Source organism: Deltaproteobacteria bacterium, from assembly GCA_020848905.1.
In the GTDB taxonomy this organism is placed as follows: domain Bacteria; phylum Myxococcota_A; class Polyangia.
The window spans coordinates 13,383-38,030 of sequence record JADLHG010000054.1 but is presented as its reverse complement, the minus strand read 5'-3'; the positions used below and the strand labels follow the sequence as shown (position 1 = coordinate 38,030).

The following is a 24,648-nucleotide window of genomic DNA, read 5'->3' as shown; positions in this document are numbered from 1 at the left end:
CCCGCCGGAAGCGTAGGAGGAGCAACGGACGTGCCACGCCCACGACCGCGGATCTCGCACGATGGCCACGGGTTAGCGAGACGAGGGTTCAAGCCAGTAACGACGGCTGACCGATTTCCAGGCGGCCCCGCAGGCCCCACCGTGCGACGCGGCGACGCGATCCCTCGAGGAACGTTACTGAAAGCGGCCAGTGTGGCCTCCCCGGTGCATGTCGAAAAATCGGCGGGGAGCGAGAAACGCGGGCTATCGGCGGCGACGGCGCGACCTGCGTAGCAGGATCCCGACCGCGAGGAGAAGCGCGGCCGCGGTCGGTGCGGGCAGCGCCTCGGCACGACCCACCTCGCACCCTCCGAGCATGGCGCGAGGAGAGGCCGCGGCGGGCTTTCCGGTCGGCGCGCCGTCGGAAAACCCGACCGGACCGAGGTCGGCGCGTCCGATACCGGCGTCGCTCTTCGTCGGAGGCGAGCCGCTGTCCACGCGCACGGGAGGAACCCCGCTGTCCGCGGTGCCACCGCCGCCGCACGGTCCGGCCTTCGTCGTGCCGCACATCGTCTTGCTCTTCATCCAGGCCCAGGCCTCGTCGAGCACCGTCTCCGCGAGCAGCTTCTGCCATTCGTGGCCCGTGCCCGGCAGCGTCACCCAGACCACGTCGTGCCCCTTGCCCTGCAGGAGCGTGTAGTGCGCCTTGTTGATCGAGCGCAGGCTGTCCACGTCTCCCATCACGTAGCGCGCGGGGATCTTGCACGAGCCGGCGGGCGGCTTGTAGCTCGTGCCGAGAGAGCCCCCGGCGAGCAGCAGCATCCCCGCGAACTGGTCCTGGCGCTCGACGCCGTAGCGCGTGGAGAGGCTTCCGCCACCCGAAAAGCCGGCCAGGTAGATGCGGTCCTTGTCCACGTTGTAGTCGGCCAGCACCTTGGCCAGCACCTGATCGAGAAAGGCGATGTGCGGGTCCGGCGTGTGCCACCAGCTCCCGCCGTCGAGATAGGCCTTCGGCGTGACGAGCAGGAAGTCGCCGCCGCGCTGCTGCTGCAGGGCGAAGAACTTCGGATAGACGGTGCTCGGCGAGCCTTCGTCGCCGTGGAGCACGAGCCAGAGCGGGACGGCCTTCGTCCCGTCGTAGCCGGGCGGGGTGCTGACCTTGTAGTAGCTCTGCCCGAGGTTCTGCTGGCTCTCGCCCGAGGCGCCGCCCTTGCCGCACGAGCCTTCCGCCCGCGCAGAGAGCTCCAGGGAGCCCTGCGCGACGACCGCCAAGCCGAGTGCAATGCCGAGGAACCGCATGTGCCGTGAGAGGGAGCATCTCGCGTGCCACGGGCCCCAGGTCAAGGATCTTCGCGCGCCCCGACGGAGAGCAACGGCCGAACGCGCCTCCGCGGCTTCCCCGGCCCCCGGGCGACGAACCACGACGACGGGCCGGCGCGGGCCCGGCTGCGCCCTGGTACGGGCCAGCCTGGCCACGGGGCCGTGCGACTGGCGCAAGGGGTGGGTCAGCTCGCACCGGACCTCGCCTCGCAGCGCTTCGCACCCTCCGCAAGCTGGCCCAGGCCGCGCCGCCCGCGGCGCACCCCCCTTGTGCGCGGGCGCCTCCCCACGCGTCGAGGCCCGCGAGATCCTTGTCTTCGGCCTCTCACCGCCCCAGCCCTCCCCCCGCGGATCGAGGCCTCCGTCTCGCACACGGTGGCACTCCGCTTGCTCTACCTGGCAGCATGGACGGCCCTCTTCGCGCCTCCATCCGCAGCGACGACGCGGTAGCCGCGCCGCCGCACGCCGTCCTCGAGGCGCGAGCCCTCACGAAGACCTACGTCATGGGCGAGGTGTCCGTGCTGGCGCTGCGCGGCGTGGACCTCGAGCTCTACGCCGGCGAGCTCGTGGCGCTCGTCGGTGTCTCCGGCAGCGGGAAATCCACGCTGCTCAACATCCTCGGCGGCCTCGACGTGCCGACGAGCGGCACGGTGATCTATCGCGACCACGATCTTTCGGCCGCGAGCGAGGCCGAGCTCACGCGCTATCGCCGCGAGCACGTGGGCTTCGTCTTTCAGTTCTACAACCTCATCCCGAGCCTCACGGCCTGCGAGAACGTGGCGCTGGTCACGGAGATCGCGCCCGACCCGCTCGCCCCCGAGGAGGCGCTCGCGCTCGTCGGACTCGCCGACCGCCTCGATCATTTCCCGTCGCAGCTCTCGGGCGGCGAACAGCAGCGAGTGGCCATCGCCCGCGCCGTCGCCAAGCGTCCCGACCTCTTGCTCTGCGACGAGCCCACGGGGGCGCTCGACTTCCAGACCGGCCGGCTCGTGCTCGCCGCCATCGACCAGGTGAACCGCGAGCTCGGCACCACCACCGCGGTGATCACGCACAACGTGCCCATCGCCGCCATGGCGCATCGCGTGCTGACCATGGCCGACGGCCGACTCCAGCGCGAGGAACGCAACCTGGCCCGCGCGCGCCCGGAGGAGCTGCGATGGTGAGCGCGCTCGACCGCAAGCTCCTGCGCGACCTGCTCGCGCTCAAGGGGCAGGTCCTGACCATCGCGCTCGTCGTGGCCTGCGGCGTGGCCTCGTACATCACGACCCGCGGCACCTACGCGTCGATCGAAACCGCCCAGACGACCTACTACGAGCGCTACCGCTTCGCCGATCTCTTCGCGAGCGCCGAGCGCGTCCCCGAGGCCGAGGCCCGCCGCATCGAGTCCATCCCCGGCGTGGCGGAGGTCTATCCGCGGATCGTGCAGAGCGTCAGCTTGCCCCTCCCCGCCCCGACCGAGCTCGCGAGCGCGCGCCTCATCTCGCTCCCCGCGAGCGGCCCCGCCCCGCTCTGCGGCATCTACCTGCGCCGCGGCCGCCTCCCCGAGCCCGGTCAGCCCGACGAGGTGCTGGTGCACGAGTCCTTCGCGAAGGCCCACGCGCTCGGGCCCGGCGATCGCCTTCCCGCGATCCTGAACGGCAAGCGCCGGAGCCTCCGCGTGGTGGGCGTGGCGCTCTCGCCCGAGTACGTCTTCGCGCTCTCCGGCGGCGACGCCTTCCCCGACGACAAGCGCTTCGCCGTGCTCTGGATGGACCGGGCCCAGCTCGGCCCGGCCTTCCGCATGGAAGGGGCCTTCAACGACCTCGTCGTGCGCCTCCAGCCCGGCGCCTCGCCGCGCGCGGTGGTCGCCGCGCTGGACCGCCAGCTCGAGCCCTACGGCGGCCGCGGCGCCTACGCCCGCGAGCAACAGCTCTCGCACCGCTTCGTCACCGGCGAGCTCACCCAGCTCCGCACCTTCGCCACCGTGACCCCCGTGATCTTCCTCGGCGTCGCCGCGTTCCTCCTGAACCTGGTGCTGGCCCGGCTCGTCTCGCTCCAGCGCACGCAGATCGCCACGCTGAAGGCCATCGGCTACGGGGGCCGCCAGGTCGGCTTGCACTACCTGAAGCTCGTGGTCCTCGTCGTCGCCGGCGGCACGCTCCTCGGCATCGGCCTCGGCGCGTACCTCGGGCAGGGGATGACGGACCTCTATCAGCGGTACTTCCGCTTCCCGAACCTCTCCTTCGCGCTCGACGGCGGCCTCGTGGCCACCGCGGCGCTGGCCGCGTTCGCCGCGGCGCTGCTCGGCGGGCTCGGCACCGCCCGGCGGGTGATGCGCCTCCCTCCCGCCGAGGCGATGCAGCCGCCGGCCCCCGCGAGCTACCGCACCTCCTGGCTGGAACGCGCGGGGCTCTTCTCGTGGCTCGGACCGGCGGGGAAGATGATCCTGCGCGAGCTCACGCGCCGCCCGCTCCGCACCGCGCTCTCGGCTCTCGGCATCGCGCTGGCCATCGGCATCCTGGTCGTAGGGCGCTTCATGTACGACGCGGTCGAGGACTTCATGGACCTCCAGTTCAGCCTCGCGCAGCGCGACGATCTGACGGTCACCTTCCTTCGCCCGCAGCCGAGACGCTCGCTCGGCGAGCTGGCCCAGCTCCCCGGCGTCCAGCGCGTCGAGGGCCTGCGCGCGGTGCCCGTGCGCTTCCACGTCGGACACCGCCACCGCGAGAGCGTGCTCCTCGGCTACGGCCCGGAGGTGACGCTCCGCCAGGTGGTCGAGTTTCCCGCCCGCGTCGTGCCTCTCCCTAACGAGGGAGTGGTGCTCACGCGCAAGCTGGCCGCCGTCCTCGGCGTCGGGGTCGGAGGCACGGTGCTGGCCGAGCTCCGCGAGGGGGACCGCCGCACGAAACCGCTCATCGTGTCCGGCCTCACCGAGGAGCCGCTCGGGCTGCAGGGACACCTGCGCCTGGCGGCCCTCGAGCGCCTCCTCGGCGAGCAGGGGCAGCTATCGGCCGCGCTCCTGACCGTGGACCCGGAGCGCGTGCGCGCGGTGGACGAACGCCTGAAGCGCTTCCCGGCGGTCGGCTCGGTGCTGCGGCGGCAGGCGCTGATCGATCGCGTGCGCCAGCAGATGGCCGAGAACATGGGCCTCACCACCGCGATCCTGACCTTCTTCGCGGTCACCATCGCGGTCGGCGTGGTCTACAACAACGCGCGCGTGGCGCTCTCGGTGCGGAGTCGCGACCTCGGCAGTCTGCGGGTACTCGGCTTCTCGCGCGCGGAGGTCTCGGCGCTGCTGCTCGGCCAGCTCGCGACGGAGCTGCTCCTCGCGCTCGGGCCGGGGCTCCTCATCGGCACCGCCCTCGCGCACGGGATGATGAGCACCGTGGACCCCGAGCAGTATCGCTTCCCGACAGTGATCAGCGCGCGCACCTACGCCTTCGCGGTGGCCGTGGTGATCGGGGCGGGGGTGGTGAGCGCGCTGCTCGTCCGGCGCATGCTGGACCAGCTGGACCTGGTCGCGGTCCTCAAGACGAGGGAGTGAGTCATGACCACACGAGCCGAACCTCAGGTGGAACCAGCGGGGTCGCTCCCGCGCGCCGAGACCATCGAGCAGCACCGCCGGGGACACCGCCGGAAGCTGCAGCGCGCGGTACGGCTGGTGCTGCTCGCCGCGCTCGTGGGCGGGCTCGCGGCGGCTCTGGCCGTGGCGTGGCGGCCGGCGCCCGTCCCGGTGGACCTCGCGGGGCTCCGGCGCGGCGTGCTCGAGCTCGTGGTCGAGGAGGAAGGACAGACGCGGGTCAAGGACCGCTACGCGGTCACCGCGCCGCTGACCGGCAACCTGATGCGCCTCGAGCTGCGCGTGGGCGACCGCGTGAAGAAGGGGCAGATCCTGGCCCGCATGGTGCCGCTCCCTCCGCCGCTCCTCGACGCCCGCACGCGGGCCGAGGCGCAGGCGCGCTTCGGCGCGGCGCACGCCAGTCAGCGCCAGGCGCTCTCCGCCGTCTCGCGCGCGCAGCTCGCACTGCACGACGCCCGCCGCGAGGCCGAGCGACAGCGCCAGCTCGCCGCCCGCGGCGCGACGGTCGCGCAGGCCGTGGAGCGAGCCGAGCTCGAGCTCCGAGCGCGCGCCGAGGAGCTCACCTCGGCGCAGTTCGGCTTCCACGTCGCCGAGCACCAGGTCCAGATGGCGCGCGTGGCCCTCACGCGGCTGCGGGGCGGCGCCCCGGCCGAGGAGCAGCTCGGCGTGACCTCGCCGAGCGACGGTCGCGTGCTGCGCGTCTTCCAGCAGGGGGGCGGGGTGGTGCAGCTCGGCACCCCGGTCCTCGAGCTCGGCGACGCGTCGGGGCTCGAGGTCGTGGCCGCGCTCCTCACGAGCGACGCCGTGCGCATCCCGCCGGGCGCCGCGGTGCGGATCGAGCGCTGGGGGGGAGAGGCCGCGCTCCGAGCGCACCTCCGGCTCATCGAGCCCTCGGCCTTCACGCGCCTCTCGGCCCTCGGCGTCGAGGCGCAGCGGGTGAACGCGGTGATCGACTTCGACGAGCCGCTCGCCACGCTCGCCCCCCTCGGGGACGGCTACCGCGTCGAGGCGCGCATCCGCATCCAGCGCCTCGCGGACGCGCTCGTGGCCCCCGCGGGCGCGGTCTTTCGCAGAAGCGGCGAGTGGATGGCCTTCGTCCTCGATGCGGGGCGCGCGCACCTGCGCCCGGTGCGCGTCGGCGCGCGCAGTGGCCTCGAGGTGCAGGTGCTCTCGGGCCTACGCCTCGGCGAGCGGGTGGTGGTCTACCCGAGCGATCGGGTGGCCGATGGGGTGCGGGTGGCGGAGCGGTGACGGACCAGAACGAGCGGCAGAGCCTGTATGAAGACTCGTCGTCTCGCGATCAAGGGGCCCAGCTTCAATCCACGGCGCCGAGCGAGTGCGCCAGGTTGCTGACCGCCGTGAGCTGGCGGGAGATGCCCGCGTTCGTGGTGCGGTAGCCCTCGAGGTGGCCCTCGGCCTTGTTCACGGCCTTGAGGAGCTTGTTCAGATCGCCCGAGGCCTCCGCGCGGTCCAGCTCCGCCAGCATCTGGCCCGTCTGCTTCACCACGCCGTTCGCTTGGCGCAGCGGCGCCGAGGGGAGCCCGAAGAAAAAGGGGATGGAGATGCCGGCCCGCCTCTCGCGCGCGTTGTCCGAAATGACCAGCGCCGGCAGGTAGATCACCGTAGTGTCCGTAACGCTTCCCGACGAGTGATTCTGGTCCGACGGGTGGCGATCGACGCCCAGCCCGAAGGCCCAGCCCGGGCGCTGGGCCTGCGTGCGATCCTCGAGCACGGGGACCACGTTGGCCGGCTCGGTCGAGCTGGCGCCACGCACCATGCGCGTCATCGACAGGCGTCCCCCGACACCGACCCTTCCGGCCCCCCCGTAGTTCGAGGTCGACGTGTGGAAGTTTATATGCAGGTTTGGCTGGCTCTTTCCGTCTTTGGTGACCACCCCGAGACCCACGTCCACCCCGAGACCGATGAAGAGCGACAGGAAGCCACCGTAGGTCACCAGATTCGCCGTGGCGGGTACCTGCCCTTTGACCATCCGGTCCCGGTAGCCGACCGCTTCGGCTTTCACGACGCCGAGCGCCTCACGCGCCGCCGTCGCCCGCTGCGCCAGCTTCTGCGCCAGCGCGTTGCCCGAGGTAGATAGGTTCTCCATCACCCTTGCGTGCGCCGCGCCGCCCATCACGAGCAGGATGGCCGCCAGAGCGGTGCACGAAGCCATGCGTTGGCGTCTCATCGTCGTTCCTCCGCTGTCGGGCCCCGAAGAGGGGCAGCCGTTGGTGGCCAGAATTGCAATGGGGGTGCCAGCCCCGGGCGAGCCCGCCTCGCCGCCAAGTGCGTGAATTTCCGAGCCACGTGCCCGATGCCGCGGCCCGTGCGCCTGGCGTCAGCCGCCGCCCGAACGGCCGCACGCGGGGCCAGGACCGGAGCGGCCACGGTCGATCACGGGGCAACCCGCGGGAGTCGCCGCGCGCGGATCACACGTGGCAGTGCGCGAGTCCCCGCTTCTCGAGGTAGCGCTGGTGGTACTCCTCGGCCCGCCAGAAGACCGCGGCGGGCTCGATGGTCGTGACGATGGGACGCGGAAAGCGCTTGGCCTCGGTGAGTCGCGCGATGATGGCGCGCGCGGCGGCCTCCTGCTCCGGGCCGTGCACGAAGATCGCCGAGCGGTATTGCCGCCCCACGTCGGGTCCCTGGCGATTCCGCTGGGTCGGATCGTGGCAGGCGAAGAAGACCTCGAGCAGCTCGTCGTAGCTCAGCCGCTCGGGCTCGAACCGGACTTGCACGACCTCCGCGTGCCCGGTCGCGTCGGTGCACACGTCCTCGTAGCTCGGGTGCGCGAGCTCGCCCCCCATGTAGCCCACAGCGGCACCGGTCACCCCCGCGACGGCGCGGAACGCGACCTCCACCCCCCAGAAGCACCCCGCACCGAAGGTGGCCAGCGCCATGTTCCAAGCTCCTTTACAGGCCCGGCGAGGATATAGCACCAGGCTAGGGCCCTGGCCGCTCGCGCGCGGGCCAGTTATGCTGGCCGCCGATGCTGCGCTCTCCGTTGCCGGGACCTACGCCTCGCCGCGTGGAGGCGATCTACGCCGACCCGCTCGACACGCTCTGGCTCGGCTTGGCCACGGGGCTCGGCGTGCGCGTCGCGCGCTCCCCCGAGGTGAACGTGGCCTGGGACGGTGCGGGCCTCTTGACCATCGGCACCTCCGAGACGCTGGACGCCGACGATTGCCTGGCGCAGCTCCTCTTTCACGAGCTCTGCCACGCGGTCGTCGAGGGCCCCGCGAGCTGGGCGCTGCCCGACTGGGGTCTCGTGAACACCGACGAGCGGCACCTGGTGCGCGAGCAGGCGACGCTCCGGCTGCAGGCCGCGTGGGCGGAGCAGCACGGTCTGCGCCGGCTCCTCGCCGCCACCACGGACCATCGCGCCTACTACGACGCGCTCCCCGCAGACCCCCTCGCCCCCGACGGGGATCTGGCCACCCCGCTCGCGCAGAGCGCCTTCGCGCGGCGGCTCTCGGTCCCGCCGCTGGGCCCCGCGGTCGACGCCGCGCTGCGCGACACGGCCGCGCTGGCCCACATCGTTCGGCCGTACGCGCCGCCCGACTCGCTCTGGCGCCGCTAGTGCGTCAACAATAACTACGGTGCCGCGGCGGTGAAGGAGGTGCTCTGATAGCGGATGCGCCCGTCGAAGAGGCCGAAGGTGTCCTCGCCGCGCACCTCGCCCCCCGCGGTGGTGGCGGTCCAGCGCAGGACCTTGTGCGTCCCGCGCCCCCGCACCTCCTCGAGCGTGAAGACCGCTCCCGGCAGGTGCTCGCCGAGGAGCTCGCTGAACCAGGTCGTGAGCTCGGCGTCAGTCTGATAGAAGCCGTAGGGACTCACCACCACCCGCTCCGGCGCGTAGAGCCCGAGGGCCCGCGCCAGGTCGCGCTGGGTCAACGCCTCCACGTAATCCCCGAACGGCCCCGCCTCGAAGTAATTGATGCTGACCTTCGCGAGCAGGGCCTTCTCGAGCTCCGCCTCCTTGATCGTCTGCCCGCCGACGGAGCGCCACGGGTTGTGGTAGGTGAAGACGCCGTCGCGGTAGCCCGTGACGAGCACGCTGTGCGGCGTGTTGGTCGTGATCCCCGAGCCCGGCAGCTTCGCGTGGTTCACGAAGATGTGGGCCGGCATGCCGAGGTTCAGGCGCCGCCGGAGCCCCTCGAGCCCTTCGCCCTGCCACCAGTCGACGACCGCGCGCACCGCGCCCCCCGAGAGAGAGCGGGCCGCATCGGGGATGAGCTCGCTCACCACGTAGCCCGCCTCGTTCAGCCCGCCGTGGGTCGCGAACCAGTCGTAGGCCTTCTTCACACTCACCGTCTGCCCGTAGGTCGCGAGGCCCATGGACATCACCGCCGCGGCGCAGGCCACGCCGTACGGCTGCTGCGTCACGAACGGGACCTTCAGGCTGGGCGAAGCCCAGCCGTCGGTCGCGTAGACCACGCGTACGCGGTTCGCATCGAACCAGTAGGGAAAGGTCGTGACCGTCGCGCCGCCCATCACCGCCCGCGCCTCTTGCACGGTCCACTGGCTGGCGGTCGTCGCGGGCATCCCCGACGGCGACCCGAGAGGGCGGTCGGTGCTGTAGATCGGACATCCGATCGCGCGGGTGCAGACCACGGCCTCCCCCGGCCTCGGCAGACCGCTCGTCCGCCAGGTGAGCTGCCCCTCCTCGGAGAAGACCTCCGCGAGCTGAACCGCATGCTCTTGCTCGGGGTCGGGATAGGCCACGACCGCGTAGGGGCGCGCCACCGAGTAGACCCCCATGCGTCGCCCGCGCGGCACGCTCATCACGGGCGCGTCCTCGTCGGGGCCGAGGTTCGGCTTGCGGGACCAGTAGACCGGGCACGCTTCGGCGATGCACTCGACCCACCCCTGGGCCACGCCGTCGGCCTTGCCTCCCACGCCCACGGCGAGCGCGGTGGGAGGAGCGCCTCCCTCGGACTGGCAGCCCGCCGCGCCGGCGCACCCGAGCGCAAGCGCGAGCCATACCGCGCGACCCTGCAGCACGTGCATGCCCACGCAGGTGAGCAACGCATGTGCCACGAGCCTAAGCCGTGGCCGGGCCACGGATCCGCGCGCGGCCTCCTTCTTCGGGGCCTGCGGAATCCGGCGAACGCCTCTCCCGGACGCGAGAAATCGGAGAGGCGGTAGTCGGTGTTCTTGGGGGCCCGTGGCCGCGTTATAGTCGGACGAGATGCCCTGTTTCACGCGCCCCGTGGCGGCCGTCGGTCAAACGCAGCTCTACGCGCGCGCGGCCGACGACGGCGGGCAGCTCCTCGCGATCAGCGCGACCGTCGCCGCTCGCGAAGATCTGGCCCTGCTCGTCCCGCTGCCCACCCCTGCCGGGACCGCCGCCGACGCGGTGCGCTTTCTGGACCTGCAGAGCTACCCGACCTTCTTCGACGAGCTCGGCCTCGGGTTTACGGCCCTGCCCCGCGCGGCCTCCGCTGCGCCCCCCCGCGCGCTCCGCGGCACCCCCAGGGCGCACGCGATCGCGCCACTCGAGCTCTCGGTCGCACCCGACCTGGCCTCCCTCGCGCGCCTGGACGCGCGCTTCGCCCCCTCGCCCCGGCTCCTCGCGCGCCTCGCCGAGTACGCCGACTTCGCCTTCGCCGTGCTTCGCCTGACCTCGTGGGGCGGCCTGCTCGCGCACTTCCGTAGGCCGCAGGCGCGGCTCGTCCTTCCGGTGGCGTTGCACTTTCCGCGACGATGGTCCGACCGCCTCTACTTCCCGACGCTCGCCGTGCACGACGGCGACGACGCGTCCGAGCCCGAGCTCGACCACCTCTGCTACTGCCAGCCCGACGAGCGCACCGAACCGCACCTCGCCCGCTGGGAGCGGTCCGCCCACGCCGCGAGCAGCTTCGTGGACCCGGGCCGCGCCCAGGGGCTCGTCGACGGACGCGCCCCCTGTCATCGCCTGACGCTGCGCGGGCCTCGTGGGAACCAGGATCTCGTCGTCGGTCCGCCGCTCCTGCGTTAGCGTCGCGTGCGAGGCTGCGCACGCAGGATCCCTCCCCCGCGTCCCCCGTCCTGGCGTACCATGTCCGTCGTGGAGCCGTTCGGCCGCTACACGCTTCTTCGACGGCTCGCCGTGGGTGGCATGGGCGAGGTCTTCCTCGCCCAGCAACCGGGGATCGCCGGCTTCTCGAAGCAGGTCGTGGTCAAGCGCATCCGCCCCGCGCTCGTGGACGACCCGCACTTCGTCGAGATGTTCCTGAACGAGGGCCGCGTCGCCGCGCTCCTCGACCACCCGAACATCGTCCAGATCTACGAGCTCGACGAGGTGGACGGCATCTACTTCATCGCGATGGAGTACGTGCCCGGTCGCGACTTGGGCACGATGCTCGAGATGGTCAGCGGCCCGCTCGAGCTCTCCTACGCGCTCTACATCCTGCTCAACGCGTGCGAGGGCCTGGCCTTCGCGCACGACGCCGTCGGACACGACGGCCAGCCGCTGCACCTCGTGCACCGCGACATCAGTCCGCCGAACATCCTCGTCGGTTACGCGGGCACGGTGAAGATCTCCGACTTCGGCATCGCCAAGGTCGCGCGCCAGAATCAACAGACGGCGGCGGGCGTGCTCAAGGGGAAGTTCGCCTACCTCTCGCCGGAGCAGGCGCGCGGCCACGCGGTGGACTACCGCTCGGACATCTACGCCATGGGGCTTCTGCTCTTCGAGGTCACCGTCGGGCGCAGGGCCAATCCGGCCAACACCGACACGGCGATGATCTTCGCCGCCGCGAAACGCGACCTCCCCTCGCCGAGCAGCATCATCCCCGACTACCCGCCCGAGCTCGAGGGCATCTTTCTCAAGGCCACCACGCTCGACCCCGACGATCGCTACCAGCACGTGAAGGAGCTGCAGGAGGATCTGCTGGCCTTCCAGGTCGAGCACCGGCTCGTCGTCTCGGCCGGGCGCGTAGGCGAGTGGCTCCAGAAGCTCGACCGCACGCAGCTGAGCGACGACGTGAGCCTGGCCTTCGACGAGGCGGTGGCCAACACGGAGCAGGGCACGACCTCCAGCCGCGACACCGCGCGCGGCGGGGTGCGCGCCTCCCCGAGCCAGCGGCCGCGGCTGGCCTTCGACGCCACGATCCACGCCCTGCGCCAGGAGGACGCGCGCCAGCCCACACCCTCCCCGCCCGCGCGGCGTTCTCGCCCCACCGACGACGCCACGCTTCAGGACCTGCGCGCCCTCGACGAACGCATCCCGGCCCAGGCCCGGCGAGGAGACAGCGCCCCGGCCCGGCTGCCCCGGCTCGACGACGAGCTCGCCCCGCGCGACCGTGACGACACCGCGACGCGCCTGCCCCTCGATGACGAGCACGACGTGCCGCTGCGCTCGCACTCTCGCGGCGGAGAGACGGCCGAGCGGTACGGCCTCGGCCGGCACCGCGGACGCTCGCCCTTCGTAGGCCTGCTCGTGGTGCTCCTCGCCCTCGCCGGGGGAGTGGCGGCGGCGCTCTATCTCTGGAAGCCCGGGCCCGCGTGGCTCGTGCAGCTCCGCGGGCGACTCGGCGTGGGCGCGCCGCTGGCGACGAAGCACGACGCCGGCGCGGCGGGGCACGCGAGCGCGCCCGACGCAGGAGCGCGGAGCGGGGACGGGGTGGTGCGCGGCGGGGATGCGGGGACGCGCACTTCCGATGGCGCGGAGCCTGCGAGCGACGGAGCGAGCGCCGCGGCCGGTGCAGCGGACGGCGGCGCAGCGGAGGACGACGCCGCGAAGGGAGCCGACGGTGCGTCCGAGGAGGAGCCGGAGGCGAAGTCGGGGCGTGCCGGCGACAAGGGCGCGGCCATAGCGCGGTCGAAGCCGGCGGCGAAGGCTCGTCCCTCGAGGGCTGTGCCGCGGCGGATCACTCCACCGAAGCCCGCGCCTCCGAAGGCCGGGCTCTCCGCTCGCGGCGATGGCGGCGTGCGCGGAGCCGGTTCCGCGGTGGACGCCGCGCCAAAGGGGATGTGGCCCGCGATTCGCGCCGCTCGCGACAGCCGGCCCGCGGCGCGCGCCGACGGCGGCTCCAACTGATCGATCGTCGCGAGACCGGCGCCTCGGCCGCAGCCCCGCGCTACGGCGCGATGGCCGGCACGTGCTGCGGTGCGCTCGCGACCCCCTGCCCGATCACCGTCATCGCCGCGGCAATGGAAAAGCGGGCCATGCTCTTGATGCGCTCCCGGTAGGCCTCGTGGGTCTCGGCGCCGAGGACCTTCATCTGATAGTTCTTCGCGCCGTAGAGCATGATCATCATGTTCACCACCCCGAGGACCACCGTGTCGAACTGCGGCGGCAGCGCCTCGATCCCCAGGCGGCGTTCCACGTAGCGGCGCATGGTCGCGAGCAGCGTCGGCATGTACCGGATGTCCCACTGGGCGTCCTCGATGCCGTAGTCCACCATCGAGAGGAGCACGATGCGGCCGGCGTCGGGATCGTCCAGGATGGCCGGGATGACCTTGTCGATGAGCATCTCGATGCTCTGCTCGAAGCCCATCTCCTGCGTGGCGTTGATCCAGTACTTGAGCAGGTTCTCGAAGTCGAGCTGGATGTCCGCCAGCACGGCCTCGAAGAGGGTCTGCTTCGAGCTCCAATGGTAATAGAGCGTCTTCGTATCCACGCCCGCCTCGGCCGCCACGTCGCGAATGCCGGTGGCGTGGTAGCCCCGGCGCGCGAAGATGCGACGCGCGGCCTTCAAGATGGTGGCTTTCTTCGAATCGGGGTTCTTGCGGGCTTGCTCGAGTCGGTTGGCCATCGTACGGCGCAGCTTTGCACGCGACAGGCCAGGCTCCGCGACATCACGAACGGCCCGACCGCCAAGGGGACCTTCGCTGGCCGCGATCGAGGCCCAGAACCGTGGCCCACGCCGCCCTAGCACGGCGGAAAGAGGCCCCTGCCCGGAAACCGGTGCGCCGCGGCCCCTCCCGCCGCCAGGGGGATCCGGGTCTTTTTGCGTGGCCGCTCGAGTCAATCACTGCGGTCACTTGGGGGCAGCCGACCAGCGGTCGTTGCGTTTCCAGATCTGCGGATCGGCTCCGTCGATCCGTCCGACATTCGGAGACCCGGCTGGCCGACTGGCCGTAAAGATCGTTTCGCGGCGCGGGTCTGGCCGCCCGATCGGTTGGTACGGGACGTGCTCAGGGCGCGCTCGACCAACGACCCCTGGCCACCTCTTGGTGGCCCGCTGGCTGGCCCAGCAAACAACCGCGGCTTGTCTTCGCCGAACGGTCTTGGCGGAGCTGTGCCCTGTAACAGGTAGGAGGCGTATAACAATGAAAACGCGCAGAACGATAATTCTTTGCACCCTGCTTACAGGGACCGTGGGGAGCGCGGCGTGGCTTCCCGGCTGCGGCCAGGAGACGGGGCAGGGCAGCGGCCCGGTGGACTGGGCGGCCAAGCAGGCCGTGATGTCCGACAGCAAGGCCGACATGACCAACGAGCAGTGCGCCTCGTACGGCTACTCGAAGCCCGGCGTCGGCTGCTACACCGAGAACTCGGCCACCTGCTGGTACAACGACAAGAAGGGGCGCAACTACCTCATGGCCTGCCAGTACCAGGGCGGCTCGCTGAAGTGGGTCGCCTACCGCGACGTCAGCGACTGGTGCGCCGGAGACGACACGATCGTGCGCTGCACGGCCCCCGCGAAGTGCGAGCTTTACGCGGCCGGCCAGGGGACCTGCAAGGCCCCCGCGTACTACACGACGCCGTCCACCACGTCGCCCACCACGCCGACGACGACGCCGATCTATGATCAGCCGGGCAAGGCCTGCCAGGCCGGTCAGGCCGTCCTCTGGTTCAATCAGATGAACGGCAAGACCTATACGCTGACCTGCCTGCAGTACGGCTCGACCTGGAAGTGGACGGCCCACCGCAAGCAGGACGAGTGGTGCGCGGGGAACACGAGCATCGTGCGCTGCGAGAGCGGCCAGACCTGCCAGATGATCTCGGCCACCGACGGCAACTGCAAGGCGCTGCCGGCCTGGGTGAACAAGAGCTGCGGCCAGCTCTCGCGCGAGCAGGGGTGGAAGGGCGCCATCTGCGAGCAGAACTACCGCGGGGCGAATGACGGCGCGTATGGCGCCTGCCGGGGCAAGGGCCCCTCGACGCGGAACTACAACTGGTCCGAGTGCGATCACTGCTGCAGCAGCGAGCTCGAGGCCCTCGGGCCCACCACGCCCGTGCAGCCGGCTCCGCTGCCTGCGGCGAACGCCTGGTGCGGCACCATCTCCCTCGAGACCTGCAAGGCGCTCCCCTCGACCCACCGCTGCGCGTACTACTCGAACGTCAACCTGTGCCTGCCGCGGGGGACCGACGGGAATCAGGTCTGGCACTGCGCGACGATCGACGTGACCCAGCCGGGCGTAGGGATCAACGCCTGCTCCGGCCAGTGCGCCTTCTTCTGGTGCAAGGAGCGCTGCCTGCCGCAGGGTCAGTACTTCCCGGCGGGCGCGGATCCCATCAAGGACGTCTGCGGCCTATAGCCCGGCCCAAGGGGGCGCAAGTCCCCCCGCGTTCTCCCCTCCCTGACCCTTCCCTGACCCTTCCCTGACCCCTCCCGTCGCCGGGTACCCGACTTTCGGTGCCGCGCGCGCGCGGAACATCGTGAGGTCGCTCGCGAAGGATCCGGCACGGTCCCTGCTAAGCCGACGGAGGCGAGCTTTCTCGAACCCATCAGGTCACGCGAGCGCCCGTCGCGCCCGCCAAGCCCGTGGAGCACGACCATGTCTTCGATCCGGAATAGGCCCCTTCTTCTCGCGGCCGCTCTCATCGGCCTGACCGCCTTTGGCGCCTGCGGCGCCGACGGGCCCGCCGAGGTGGGCCAGAGCGCCGACGAGGGCTCCGTGCGCTCCGCCGCGAGCCGCGTCAACCTCGCGGGCAGCTACGGGCTCGTCACCACGCGCGCCTACCGGGGCCAGCTCGTCAGCCTGGTCATCGACCCGCGGGGCGGCTTCGCGCGCTCCCGCTGCACGGCGAACAACTGCACCGAGGTCACCTACGAGGCGGGCTGGGTCACGCGCGTCGGCGAGTGGCTGCTCTTCTGGACCCCGCGCACCGGCGGGCCGCTCTCGACGGGCTTCTATATGGCCATGGACGCCTTCTCCTTCTCCAAGGACGGAGAGACGCTCCGGCTGCGCCCGGCGCACGAGCCCTCCACCTTCACCATGCACTCCGGCACGCTCTCCGAGCAGAACGAGGGGTGCGGCGGCTTCTTCGGCAACGCGCGGCAGTGCCAGCCGAAGCTGCGCTGCGTGGAGCGCACGCTGTCGAAGGAGGTGGCCTGGGAGCTCGTGCTGCAGAGCGACATGATGTCCGAGAACGAAGCGCTCTTCGAGGACCTCGAGGACGACGCGGCCACCGTGCTCCTCACCTACGGCCAGGCGCAGCTCAAGGCCTACGCCCATCGGGCCACCGGCGTGGCGGACTTCGCCGCCAAGGCGCGCACGCTCACCCGGCAGGTGCGGCAGCTCGCGCGACAGGCCAGCCTGGAGCAGGACCCGGTGGCCTTCCTGACCAAGGCCACGGCGCCCGACCCCAGCCAGTTCTGCGCCCCGCAGGCCGGCCAGGTCGCCTGCTCGGGGACCTGCGCGAAGTAAGGTCCCGTGAAGCTCTGGCTCGTCATCTTCGCCGCGACCTATCTGCTCGAGCTACCGGTCTACGCGCTCTTCCTGCGCCGCTTCCTCTCGGCCTCGCGCCTGGTGGGCTTCACGCTGCTCATCAACCTCGTGACCCACCCGTTCATCTTCCTCGCGCTCCCCAAGTGGATGCAGAACCCCGTGCACTACAGCCTCCTCGCCGAGCTCGTGGCGGTGAGCGTGGAGGGAGTCCTGCTCTACGCCCTGGCGCGCCGACAGCGCTGGGAGGGGACCTCGGCGCTCTGGTGCCTGGGCCTCGCCTTCTTCGCCAACGCCGTCTCGGCCACCCTCGGAGAGCTCGGCTACTACGCGCTCGACAAGCTGGGCGTGCCGCTCGCCTGACCCCCGAGCGCCGTGCCAGGCAGCTGGGACCTCTATGCTCCACCGAGGGGCGGTCCCTCGTCGTAGAGGCGGCGTCTGATGTCCTCTCGCTGCCAACCCTCGCCTGTTCCACTGACGACGGACACCGCCTCGGCCAAGGCCACCGCGACCTCCGCTTCCCCGGCAGCGACAACCGACGCTCCAGCGTGTCGTAGAGACGCGACGTCACGGAGGTGGGTACAGCGCACCAGCACCCGCAGGCCGGGGTTTGCGCTGCGTGTCTGACGAATCACCTCCTCAGCGTCTTCGACGTCCGCGCTCAGGATCAAGCTTCCAGCGGTGGCGATGCCCGCAGCTTCGAGGACCCCCGGCCGAAGCACGTCGCCGTAGATTGCGGCGACCCCCTGTTCTCTCAGCCGGCGGACGGTGTCGAGGTTGAGCTCGATGACGGTCACGGCGGCGCCCCGTTCAGCGAGGAGCCGATGGACCGTGCTGCCGACCGGGCCGTAGCCCACCAGGATGCAGCTCCGCGGATCGACGACTCCTCGTCGCACGTCGTCGCCGATCAGGTTTCCGGCTCTGCCCGCCAGCCGACGGGCCCAACGGTACAAGGACGGATTGACGGCGATGGAGATGATGGACGCAGCCACCATGGCGTTCCAGCCGGCGCCGCCGAGCAATCCCAGCTCCCTGGCCAAGGAGCAGAGGATAAAGCTGAACTCACCGACTTGGGCGAGCGCCGCTGCGACCGGAACGGCGATCGTCATGGGCCGTCTCAGGAGCCGCATCGTTGCCAGCGCGGCGAGCGGCTTGCCCCCGACCACGACTGCCAGCACCGCCAAAGTGAGCAGCGGTGCCTCGACGAGGGCGCGTGGATCGCAGAGCATGCCGACCGAGACGAAGAAGAGGACGGCAAAGGCGTCGCGCATGGGTACCGCGTCGCCAGCCGCTCGGGCGGCGAACTCGGAGCGTCCAACGGCCAGTCCGGCCATGAAGGCGCCGAGCGTGACCGAGACCCCGAACACTCGTGCAGCGCCCACCGCGATGCCGACCGCGACGACGAGCACGGCGAGCGTGAAGAGCTCGCGCGAGCGGGTCCGTGCGACGCGCTCCAGGGCCCACGGGATGATCCACCGGCCGAGCACGACGACCGCCGCGACCAGTGCCATGACTTTGAGTGCCGTCAGCCCGAGCGGTACCCAGACACCCTGTCCTCCACTCTCGCGCAAGACGATGATGGGCAGCACGAGCAGCAGCGCGACCGTGATGAGGTCTTCAACCACGGTCCAGCCTGCCGCGAGGTGACCGATGGGGCCGTCGAGGTCTCCACGGTCGGCCAGCACCACAACCATGACGACGGTGCTGGCGACCGAGATCGCCATCCCGAGCAGCAGCCCGGCGCTCCAGCTCCATCCCAGCGCCAACAGGAGCAGCGCGAGGGCGATGCTCGAGGCGGCGCTCTGAAGCAAGGCCCCTGGCACCGCCACGCGCCAGACCGCGATCAGCTCGCGCAGATGAAAACGCAGCCCGGTCCCGAACAAGAGCAGAATGACGCCGATCTCGGCGAATTGCTCCGTGGCGAGCCGATCGGCCACGAACCCCGGCGTGAAGGGGCCCACGGCGATGCCAGCGAGCAGATAGCCCACGATGGGCGAGAGCTTCAGCCTGTGCGCGACATAGGCGAGGATGAGGGCCGCAGCGAGCCCGACAGCGAAGGTCATCAAGATCTGCAGGTTGTGCATGCGCCCTCTCCTGCTGGGACCGAGCTCAGATCCTGACCTGGTCGCCCCAGTCGCGCGGCCCTGTCTCACCCGACAACGCGCGCGATGTGACGTCGTCTCGCCCGGGGACCATGAGATCGAGAAGGCCCATCGCTACCTCCCGCGCAACAACGTGACGACACCGAAGACGCTGAGGACCAACATGAGAGCGAGGGGAAGCAGCGCCAAGATGAGGTCGGCGAGCCAGTGGTGCGAGAACGCGACGGCGCCGCTGAACGCAAGGGTGCTCGTCCAGACGAGAAGCGTCAGCCATCGGCGTCGTGGTCCGTTGGCGTCGCGCCGGTCGGTGCTCTGACCGGGGCCGGTCCCGCCGAACGCTCGCCCCGGTGTCTTCTCGTCCGAAGGGGGTGGCGAGGGCCGACCGCCCTGATTCGAGGTCGCTGCGTCGGATGCTTCTGGCAATCCCGCCTCCCGCCTCAGCGCTTGGGTGGCGGGACGGGACCGCCGCAGGCCCTGCACGGTATCGTTGCCTTTCGCCTACTTACCGACACCACCTGCTCCCGCCCGCACTTTGGGCACGTTCGCTTGAGAAGCAAGAGGGTGGTGATTAGTGCCTGCAACCCGATCGCCATTTGGGTACTCCCTTGAGGGTTCTCTGCCTCACATTTGCACAGCACCGCTTCGAGACGAAACAAAGAAAGAACGAGGCGGTTCCTTCAAGCGCCGCGCGGTCCGGTGCGGCAGCGGCGTCAGCGTCGTTGTGGAGACGTAGCGCCGACTACTCCGTCGGCGATTGTCAGTAAGCCGAGCGAACCGACACTGACCTCGCTTCAGCGGCTAGGACTGGCAGGGAGGGCCGCGAGGGGTGCTTGCGGAATGGGCGACTCTCGGTCGCGGAGGGGCACCCCTCCGCGCCACGTGGATGGTCGAGTGCAGACAGGCCGCCGCATGCCTGAGCGTCGTATGGATGGCCGCATGCGGGACGGCCCACGCCGCTGCGGCGGAGTGCTGTCGAACGCCGACGGAGTTCGTCACTCGAGCGGAGAGACCATGGCCAGGCAGCACGCCCGCGAGCTGCTGCGGGGCGTCGCCAGGCGAGGATGACCCGGCACCAGCGCCTCCCCGTCCAGGGCGAAGCTCGGACAGCAATGACTCGGGCACCAGTCCGGCCTGCAGCGCGGCGAGCAAACCCGCCAAGAGCAAGGGGCTCGCGCAGGAGTCCTCGTGACACCGTCGCGGAGAACGACTTCTGGGTAGGCGAGTGAGCACCAGCACCTGTAGGCCCGGAGCATGACACGCGGCTCGGCATCGAACAAGCCCGCGACTCGCGGCCTGTGACGTGGACTTGAGCCGTTCGGTTCACGAGCTCGCCGCCTGCGGGACGCCTTGCCGAACGCGTCCTCTGTAGGCGTAACCCGGACGCCCGTCGAGCTGACCGACACGAACCCGCGCGCGGTCTTCGGCAAGCAACTACATCGGCGCCTACGACCTCCAGCGCGCGGTCCACGACAGGGGCACGGTCCCCCTTCTGCGAGGGCCGGCTCGCCAAGCTCGACCTGAGGCCCGAGGAACGGCCGCACCTCTCTCGGGAGGATCCAGTGAAGAAGCTGTCGACCGCCCCGACGCGCGCCAGGGCCGCGATTGCGGGACGAGGCCCCTCATGCGAGACTCAACGTCACGAACCCGGTGCAGACTAAACCTGATCAGCGCGCGCCGGCAGCAGGCGACGACGGCGCACACCCGAGTCCCGGGCTCCCGCTACCGCCGGCGGCGCTCGAGTTGCTGCAGCCGCTGCTGGACGCGTTGCCCTTCTACGTGCTGGTCCTGGACTCCGCCCACAGGGTGCTCGCCAGCAACCGCGCCATGCAGAGAGACCTCAAGCGCAGCTCCCGGGAGCTGCTCGGCTGCTATTGCCCCAGGGAGGTGCACGGGCTCAACGAGCCCTTTCCGGGCTGCCCCCTCGAGGCGTCCGTGGCCGAAGGCGGGCCTGCCGAGCGAGAGTTCTTCGACGCGCGAACCGGGAGCTGGGTGGAGTCTCTGGTCTACCCCGTCGAACTCGTCACGGCAGAAGGACGTCCAGTCTTCGTTCACTTCGTCCGGGACATCACTGCGCGCAAACGCCTCGAGGTGGAGCTGCGAGCCCTCAAAGACGGTCTCGAGCGGAAGGTGGCGGAACGGACGATGGAGCTCGAGGTGCGGCTCGCACAGTTGCGCGAGCTATCGACGGCACGGCGCGAGCTCTCCTCGCTCAAGGCGCTGGTGGGTAGCGCGGAGGGTGGTGGCTCGGGGCTGATCGGCAGGTCGGCCGCCATGCAAAAGGTCCATGAGCGCCTCGCCATCTTCGCCAAGGCGTCCGCGCCAGTCCTCATCGTCGGCGAGACCGGAACGGGCAAGGAGATGGCGGCTCGTGCCCTGCATCTTCAGGGACCGCGGCGACAGGAACCCTTCGTCGTGGTCGCGTGCGGCGCCATCCCGAGAGAGCTCGCCGAGAGCGAGTTGCTCGGGCACGAGAAAGGCGCCTTCACCGGCGCCACGCAGTCCCGCCGTGGATGCTTCGAACGAGCCCACGGAGGAACGCTGCTCCTCGACGACATCGACGACTTGCCGATCGAGCTGCAAGCGAAGCTGTTGCGCGTGCTTCAGGAGGGCCGCTTCGCTCGGGTGGGCGGCACCGACGAGATCGCCGTGGATGTCCGGGTGCTGGCGACCACCAAGGCGGATCTATCGCTGGGCCACGTGAGGACTCAGCGGTTCCGCGACGACCTGTATTACCGGCTCAACGGGCTCAGGCTCCATATGCCGCCGCTACGCGAGCGCGGCGAGGACATCGTGCTGCTGGCCACGCACTTCCTCGCGCTGTTGGCGACCACCGAGGGGCAGCCGAAGAAGCGCCTCTCGGTGGGTGCCGCAGACCTCCTCCAGCGTCATCCCTGGCCTGGAAACGTGAGGGAGCTGCGCCGCGCCATGGAGTCGGCCCTCGTCCTTTGCCCGGGGCCGGACGTGACGCCGACCTTCCTCCCCGAGTACTTGCGGGGGGAGACCCCCGACGAGCAACCCCTCCCGTTTGCACTCCACCTCGACCAGGCGGCCTCTGTCGAGCTACCGCAGCTCACGGAGCAGTTCCAGCAGGCGGTGCTCGACTGGGCGCAGGAGAAGGCCGGCGGCAACTTGCATCGCGCCGCGAAGATCCTCGGCGTGCCGCGCAGCACCCTGCAGAGCAAGTTAAAGCGGACCCGGTAGGCCGCCAGGGGGCCGACCTTTCGCCCGGAGGCGGCCGACATTTCGGCTGCAAGTTAACGCCGCGATAAAGAATAATATTTTTGGCGCGCCTACTCCGGCTACGCCGGTGCCGTGCGACATCTCGGCCCCGCGGCTGCTCGTTCCTCAGCGATATCGCAGGCTGCGGCATTGGCACGCAAGCTGCTTAGGCCGGGCGCGCACCACCCCATCCCTTATCCCCGGAGAGTTGACGATGACGAGAGCTTTGGCCGATGGACTGTTGGCGTTCTACAAGCGGTCGGCGGCCGGGCCCGCCCGGGTCGTGTTGCTGGCCGGGTTGATCGGTCTCCTCGGGAGCTGCGACGGTAGCAAGGGGGAGCCCGGCGCCAAGGGCGAGCCCGGTACGTCCGGAGAAAAGGGCGACCCCGGCGCCGCTGGGACCAAGGGTGACCCCGGCGCCGCCGGGACCAAGGGCGACCCCGGCGCCGCCGGCGCGCCAGGGACGAACGGCACCAATGGCATGAATGCCGGATTCAGCCCCGGGCTGCGGGTCAAGCTCGAGGTCTCCAAGCCCTCGAACAGCACGCACTTCGTCCCCGGTGACAGGCCGGTCATCACCATCACGGTCACCGACGAGGCCGGCGCTCCGATTCCTCGCGAGGGCCTGAGCCAGGCCCGCCTCATGATGGTGGGTCCGAACAGCGCGCTGAAGGCGAAGACGGCGTCCAAGCTGCTCAACGTGAGCGCCGCGCGCACCGCGACCGAGCATCACTTCGTCGATCTCACCGCACTCCCCACCCCGGGCGGCGCGTATTCCTGGAAGTGCAGCGTTTCGGCGGCGAAGCACACGTGCACCTCGACCGCGACCGACGCCAAGGGCGGAACCGACTGGACCTGCGCCACCGCGGGCGGCACCACCACCTGCGAGAAGCCGGTGAAGACCAACCTCGCGGTGAAGGGGAACGTCCTGACCTACACTCTCGAGCCCGTCACGACCGAGGAGCCGGGGACGTACCTGGTGAGCTTCTGGGCGATCTCGAAGGACTTTCCCATCGACCAGGCCTTCCCGGTTCAGGAGCTCCAGCTCGGCGCCGCCGCGGTGGAGAAGGAGATCGTCGGCAACTGCGCCGATTGCCACAAGGGCGCCCTCAGCGGCATGACCTACCTCCACCACATCGATCGCGAGGGCGCTGCCGTCGGAAACTACGCCATCGACTCCGATCCTGTCCGCACTTGCAAGAACTGCCACAACCAGGACGGCTACGCCGCCTACTGCGGCAAGCAGGGTGAGAGCCCCTGCCAGTCGACAAACCGAGTCTCCGACGCGATCGTGCGGCGCGTACACGGCGTCCACATGGGCGGGGGCTGCGGGGCACCCGGAACCGCCCACGTGTGCGAGCCCACGAGGGGCCTCAGCAGCCTCTTCAACATCGATCCCGTGACGGGTGACTTCCGGGATTACACCTCCCAGGCCAAGGGCGGCGTGGGCTCTAACCCGGGCGTCCGCTTTCCGGCCAATCCTCGCAACTGCACCAAGTGCCACCTCGACGACTCGTGGAAGACCAAGCCCTCGACGCAGGCCTGCGCGAGCTGCCACGACAACCTCGATGCAGCCAGCGGCGTGCTCTCGCCACCGCGCGTACAGGGACGTCCCAAGGCCGGCAAGTGCAAGGAGAGCACGGATTGCGTCGCGGACTTCAACAAGGAATCCACGTGCAACGCGACGACAGGGATGTGCCAGCTCGCGGTGCACCTGGGCGGGAAGCAGACCGACGGCACGTGCGCGAACTGCCACGGCCCGAACGGCACCGTGCCCGTGGCGAAGTCACACGAGATCGAGCCGCTCGTCCAGCCTACCGCCGAGCTCAGCATGACGCCGCCGGCGAACGGCACGCATTACGTGGGGGGCGAGGCTCCGACGGTGAAGATCGTGCTCAAGGACAGCAAGGGAGTGATCGCGGACCCGACCGCCATCAAGCCGCCCGCCTGGCTCCGCTTCAACCTCTTCGTCAGCGGTCCACGCTCGCAGCAGGCGATGCCGGTCTTGACCACGGCGGCTCGAGGCGAGGCGATGATTCGCGCGGCGGTCACCTGCAAGAAGGCTGGCCCCTGGAGTCTCTCCACTACGACAGACCTGCGGGTAAAGATCGACGGCGGGGCCGCCATCATCATCCCCATCTCCTCCGGGACCTTTGCCAACCTCGCGGCCGCGACCGCGGCGGAGGCTGCGGCCTGGCTCAACGCCAACGCCACGTTCAAGGCCGTGGCGACGGCGTCGGCCTCCGGGTCCAGCGCCGCTCCGACGCTGACCATCAAGAGCAACTCGAGAGGAGCGACCTCCTCGGTCGAGGTCCTCGCCAGCACCGTGGGGTCGGCGCTCGAGTTTCCCGCGGGCATCGCGGTGCCGGTGGAGACCGACTCCTATCCGGCGAACCATCTCAACGTCCCCGCCGACCCGCGCGACGACGATCCCAAGGTCAAGCGCACCCCCGGTGCCAACGGATTCGTCGAGTACCAGCTCGATGACGTCAAGGGATTGGCCCCCGGCACGTACACCGCCTTCGTGGAGATGGTCCCCTCGGGCATCACCTGCCCCGACGGCCACGTCTGCGGCGGTGTGGCGAAGCTGAACTTCCAGGTGGGGACAAAGGCCGTCGATGAGTACAACGCGACGAACTGCTCCTCCTGCCACGCAAACACCGCGATCCACGAGAACTACTGGGCCGTGAAGTTCGACACGGATTTGTGTCGCTCCTGCCACGACTACGATCGGCAGCTCAAGGGCAGGTCCGGGTGGGCCAAGAACTCCGACTCGAACAACGGGTTCGGCGCAGCGCCCCTCTCGCGCCGCGTCCACGGCGTCCACTACGGACACTACCTCGACAAGCCGCTGGAGGTGGCCCCCGCCTA

Annotated in this window: 16 protein-coding genes and 2 pseudogenes; 12 read left to right on the top strand and 6 right to left on the bottom strand. The window is 70.4% G+C overall.

Annotated features, from left to right (window positions below):
* Window positions 1-243: 243 nt before the first annotated feature.
* Window positions 244-1,278, bottom strand: coding sequence for a hypothetical protein (locus tag IT371_23185; protein MCC6750585.1), 1,035 nt, complete (start codon window positions 1,276-1,278; stop codon window positions 244-246).
* A 425-nt stretch (window positions 1,279-1,703) separates the two neighbouring features.
* Between IT371_23185 and IT371_23180 the strand changes: the two genes are divergently transcribed.
* Genes IT371_23180 through IT371_23170 form a run of 3 tightly spaced genes read left to right on the top strand, consistent with a single transcriptional unit; the run spans window position 1,704 to window position 6,109 of the window.
* Entirely contained in the window at window positions 1,704-2,462 is a 759-nt protein-coding gene (locus IT371_23180) for an ABC transporter ATP-binding protein (protein MCC6750584.1), read from the top strand.
* Window positions 2,456-4,822: an ABC transporter permease gene (locus IT371_23175; GenBank protein MCC6750583.1), complete on the top strand. Its 2,367-nt coding sequence runs from the start codon at window positions 2,456-2,458 to the stop codon at window positions 4,820-4,822. Before IT371_23180 ends, IT371_23175 begins: the two co-directional genes overlap by 7 nt.
* A 3-nt stretch (window positions 4,823-4,825) precedes the next feature.
* Window positions 4,826-6,109 (top strand): HlyD family efflux transporter periplasmic adaptor subunit, encoded by a 1,284-nt coding sequence (locus IT371_23170; protein MCC6750582.1) that lies wholly within the window; start codon window positions 4,826-4,828, stop codon window positions 6,107-6,109.
* A 64-nt stretch (window positions 6,110-6,173) separates the two neighbouring features.
* Here IT371_23170 and IT371_23165 read toward each other — a convergent pair whose 3' ends face one another.
* Together IT371_23165 and msrA are read right to left on the bottom strand one after the other, a co-directional pair.
* Entirely contained in the window at window positions 6,174-7,046 is an 873-nt protein-coding gene (locus IT371_23165) for a hypothetical protein (GenBank protein ID MCC6750581.1), read from the bottom strand.
* Window positions 7,047-7,287: 241 nt separating this feature from the next.
* Window positions 7,288-7,758 (bottom strand): peptide-methionine (S)-S-oxide reductase MsrA, encoded by a 471-nt coding sequence (gene msrA, locus IT371_23160; protein MCC6750580.1) that lies wholly within the window; start codon window positions 7,756-7,758, stop codon window positions 7,288-7,290.
* A gap of 89 nt (window positions 7,759-7,847) precedes the next feature.
* On the opposite strand from msrA, the gene IT371_23155 reads away from it, so the two are divergent.
* Window positions 7,848-8,438: a hypothetical protein gene (locus IT371_23155; GenBank protein ID MCC6750579.1), complete on the top strand. Its 591-nt coding sequence runs from the start codon at window positions 7,848-7,850 to the stop codon at window positions 8,436-8,438.
* Between the two features lie 14 nt (window positions 8,439-8,452).
* Here IT371_23155 and IT371_23150 read toward each other — a convergent pair whose 3' ends face one another.
* On the bottom strand, window positions 8,453-9,898 hold the full coding sequence (locus IT371_23150; GenBank protein MCC6750578.1) for a nuclear transport factor 2 family protein: 1,446 nt from the start codon (window positions 9,896-9,898) through the stop codon (window positions 8,453-8,455).
* 151 nt (window positions 9,899-10,049) lie between these two features.
* On the opposite strand from IT371_23150, the gene IT371_23145 reads away from it, so the two are divergent.
* Together IT371_23145 and IT371_23140 are read left to right on the top strand one after the other, a co-directional pair.
* Entirely contained in the window at window positions 10,050-10,838 is a 789-nt protein-coding gene (locus tag IT371_23145) for a hypothetical protein (protein MCC6750577.1), read from the top strand.
* Between the two features lie 60 nt (window positions 10,839-10,898).
* On the top strand, window positions 10,899-12,881 hold the full coding sequence (locus tag IT371_23140) for a serine/threonine protein kinase (protein ID MCC6750576.1): 1,983 nt from the start codon (window positions 10,899-10,901) through the stop codon (window positions 12,879-12,881).
* Window positions 12,882-12,921: 40 nt separating this feature from the next.
* Here IT371_23140 and IT371_23135 read toward each other — a convergent pair whose 3' ends face one another.
* The gene (locus tag IT371_23135) at window positions 12,922-13,599 is read right to left on the bottom strand and encodes a TetR/AcrR family transcriptional regulator (GenBank protein MCC6750575.1); all 678 of its coding nucleotides are present in this window, start codon (window positions 13,597-13,599) and stop codon (window positions 12,922-12,924) included.
* A 565-nt stretch (window positions 13,600-14,164) separates the two neighbouring features.
* On the opposite strand from IT371_23135, the gene IT371_23130 reads away from it, so the two are divergent.
* The 3 genes from IT371_23130 (at window position 14,165) to IT371_23120 (ending at window position 16,819) form a co-directional block, all read left to right on the top strand.
* Window positions 14,165-15,325, top strand: a complete 1,161-nt coding sequence (locus IT371_23130) for a hypothetical protein (protein MCC6750574.1) — start codon at window positions 14,165-14,167, stop codon at window positions 15,323-15,325.
* 240 nt (window positions 15,326-15,565) lie between these two features.
* Window positions 15,566-16,438, top strand: a complete 873-nt coding sequence (locus IT371_23125) for a hypothetical protein (GenBank protein MCC6750573.1) — start codon at window positions 15,566-15,568, stop codon at window positions 16,436-16,438.
* A gap of 6 nt (window positions 16,439-16,444) precedes the next feature.
* On the top strand, window positions 16,445-16,819 hold the full coding sequence (locus IT371_23120; protein MCC6750572.1) for a hypothetical protein: 375 nt from the start codon (window positions 16,445-16,447) through the stop codon (window positions 16,817-16,819).
* A gap of 32 nt (window positions 16,820-16,851) precedes the next feature.
* On the opposite strand, the gene IT371_23115 is transcribed toward IT371_23120, so the two are convergent.
* Window positions 16,852-18,540, bottom strand: a complete 1,689-nt coding sequence (locus IT371_23115) for a cation:proton antiporter (GenBank protein ID MCC6750571.1) — start codon at window positions 18,538-18,540, stop codon at window positions 16,852-16,854.
* Between the two features lie 1,353 nt (window positions 18,541-19,893).
* Between IT371_23115 and IT371_23110 the strand changes: the two are divergent.
* The 3 genes and pseudogenes from IT371_23110 (at window position 19,894) to IT371_23100 (ending at window position 22,258) form a co-directional block, all read left to right on the top strand.
* Window positions 19,894-20,047: pseudogene (locus IT371_23110) on the top strand (hypothetical protein).
* Between the two features lie 158 nt (window positions 20,048-20,205).
* The gene (locus IT371_23105) at window positions 20,206-21,759 is read left to right on the top strand and encodes a sigma 54-interacting transcriptional regulator (protein MCC6750570.1); all 1,554 of its coding nucleotides are present in this window, start codon (window positions 20,206-20,208) and stop codon (window positions 21,757-21,759) included.
* 232 nt (window positions 21,760-21,991) lie between these two features.
* Window positions 21,992-22,258, top strand: a pseudogene (locus IT371_23100) (collagen-like protein).
* The last annotated feature ends 2,390 nt before the right edge of the window (window positions 22,259-24,648 follow it).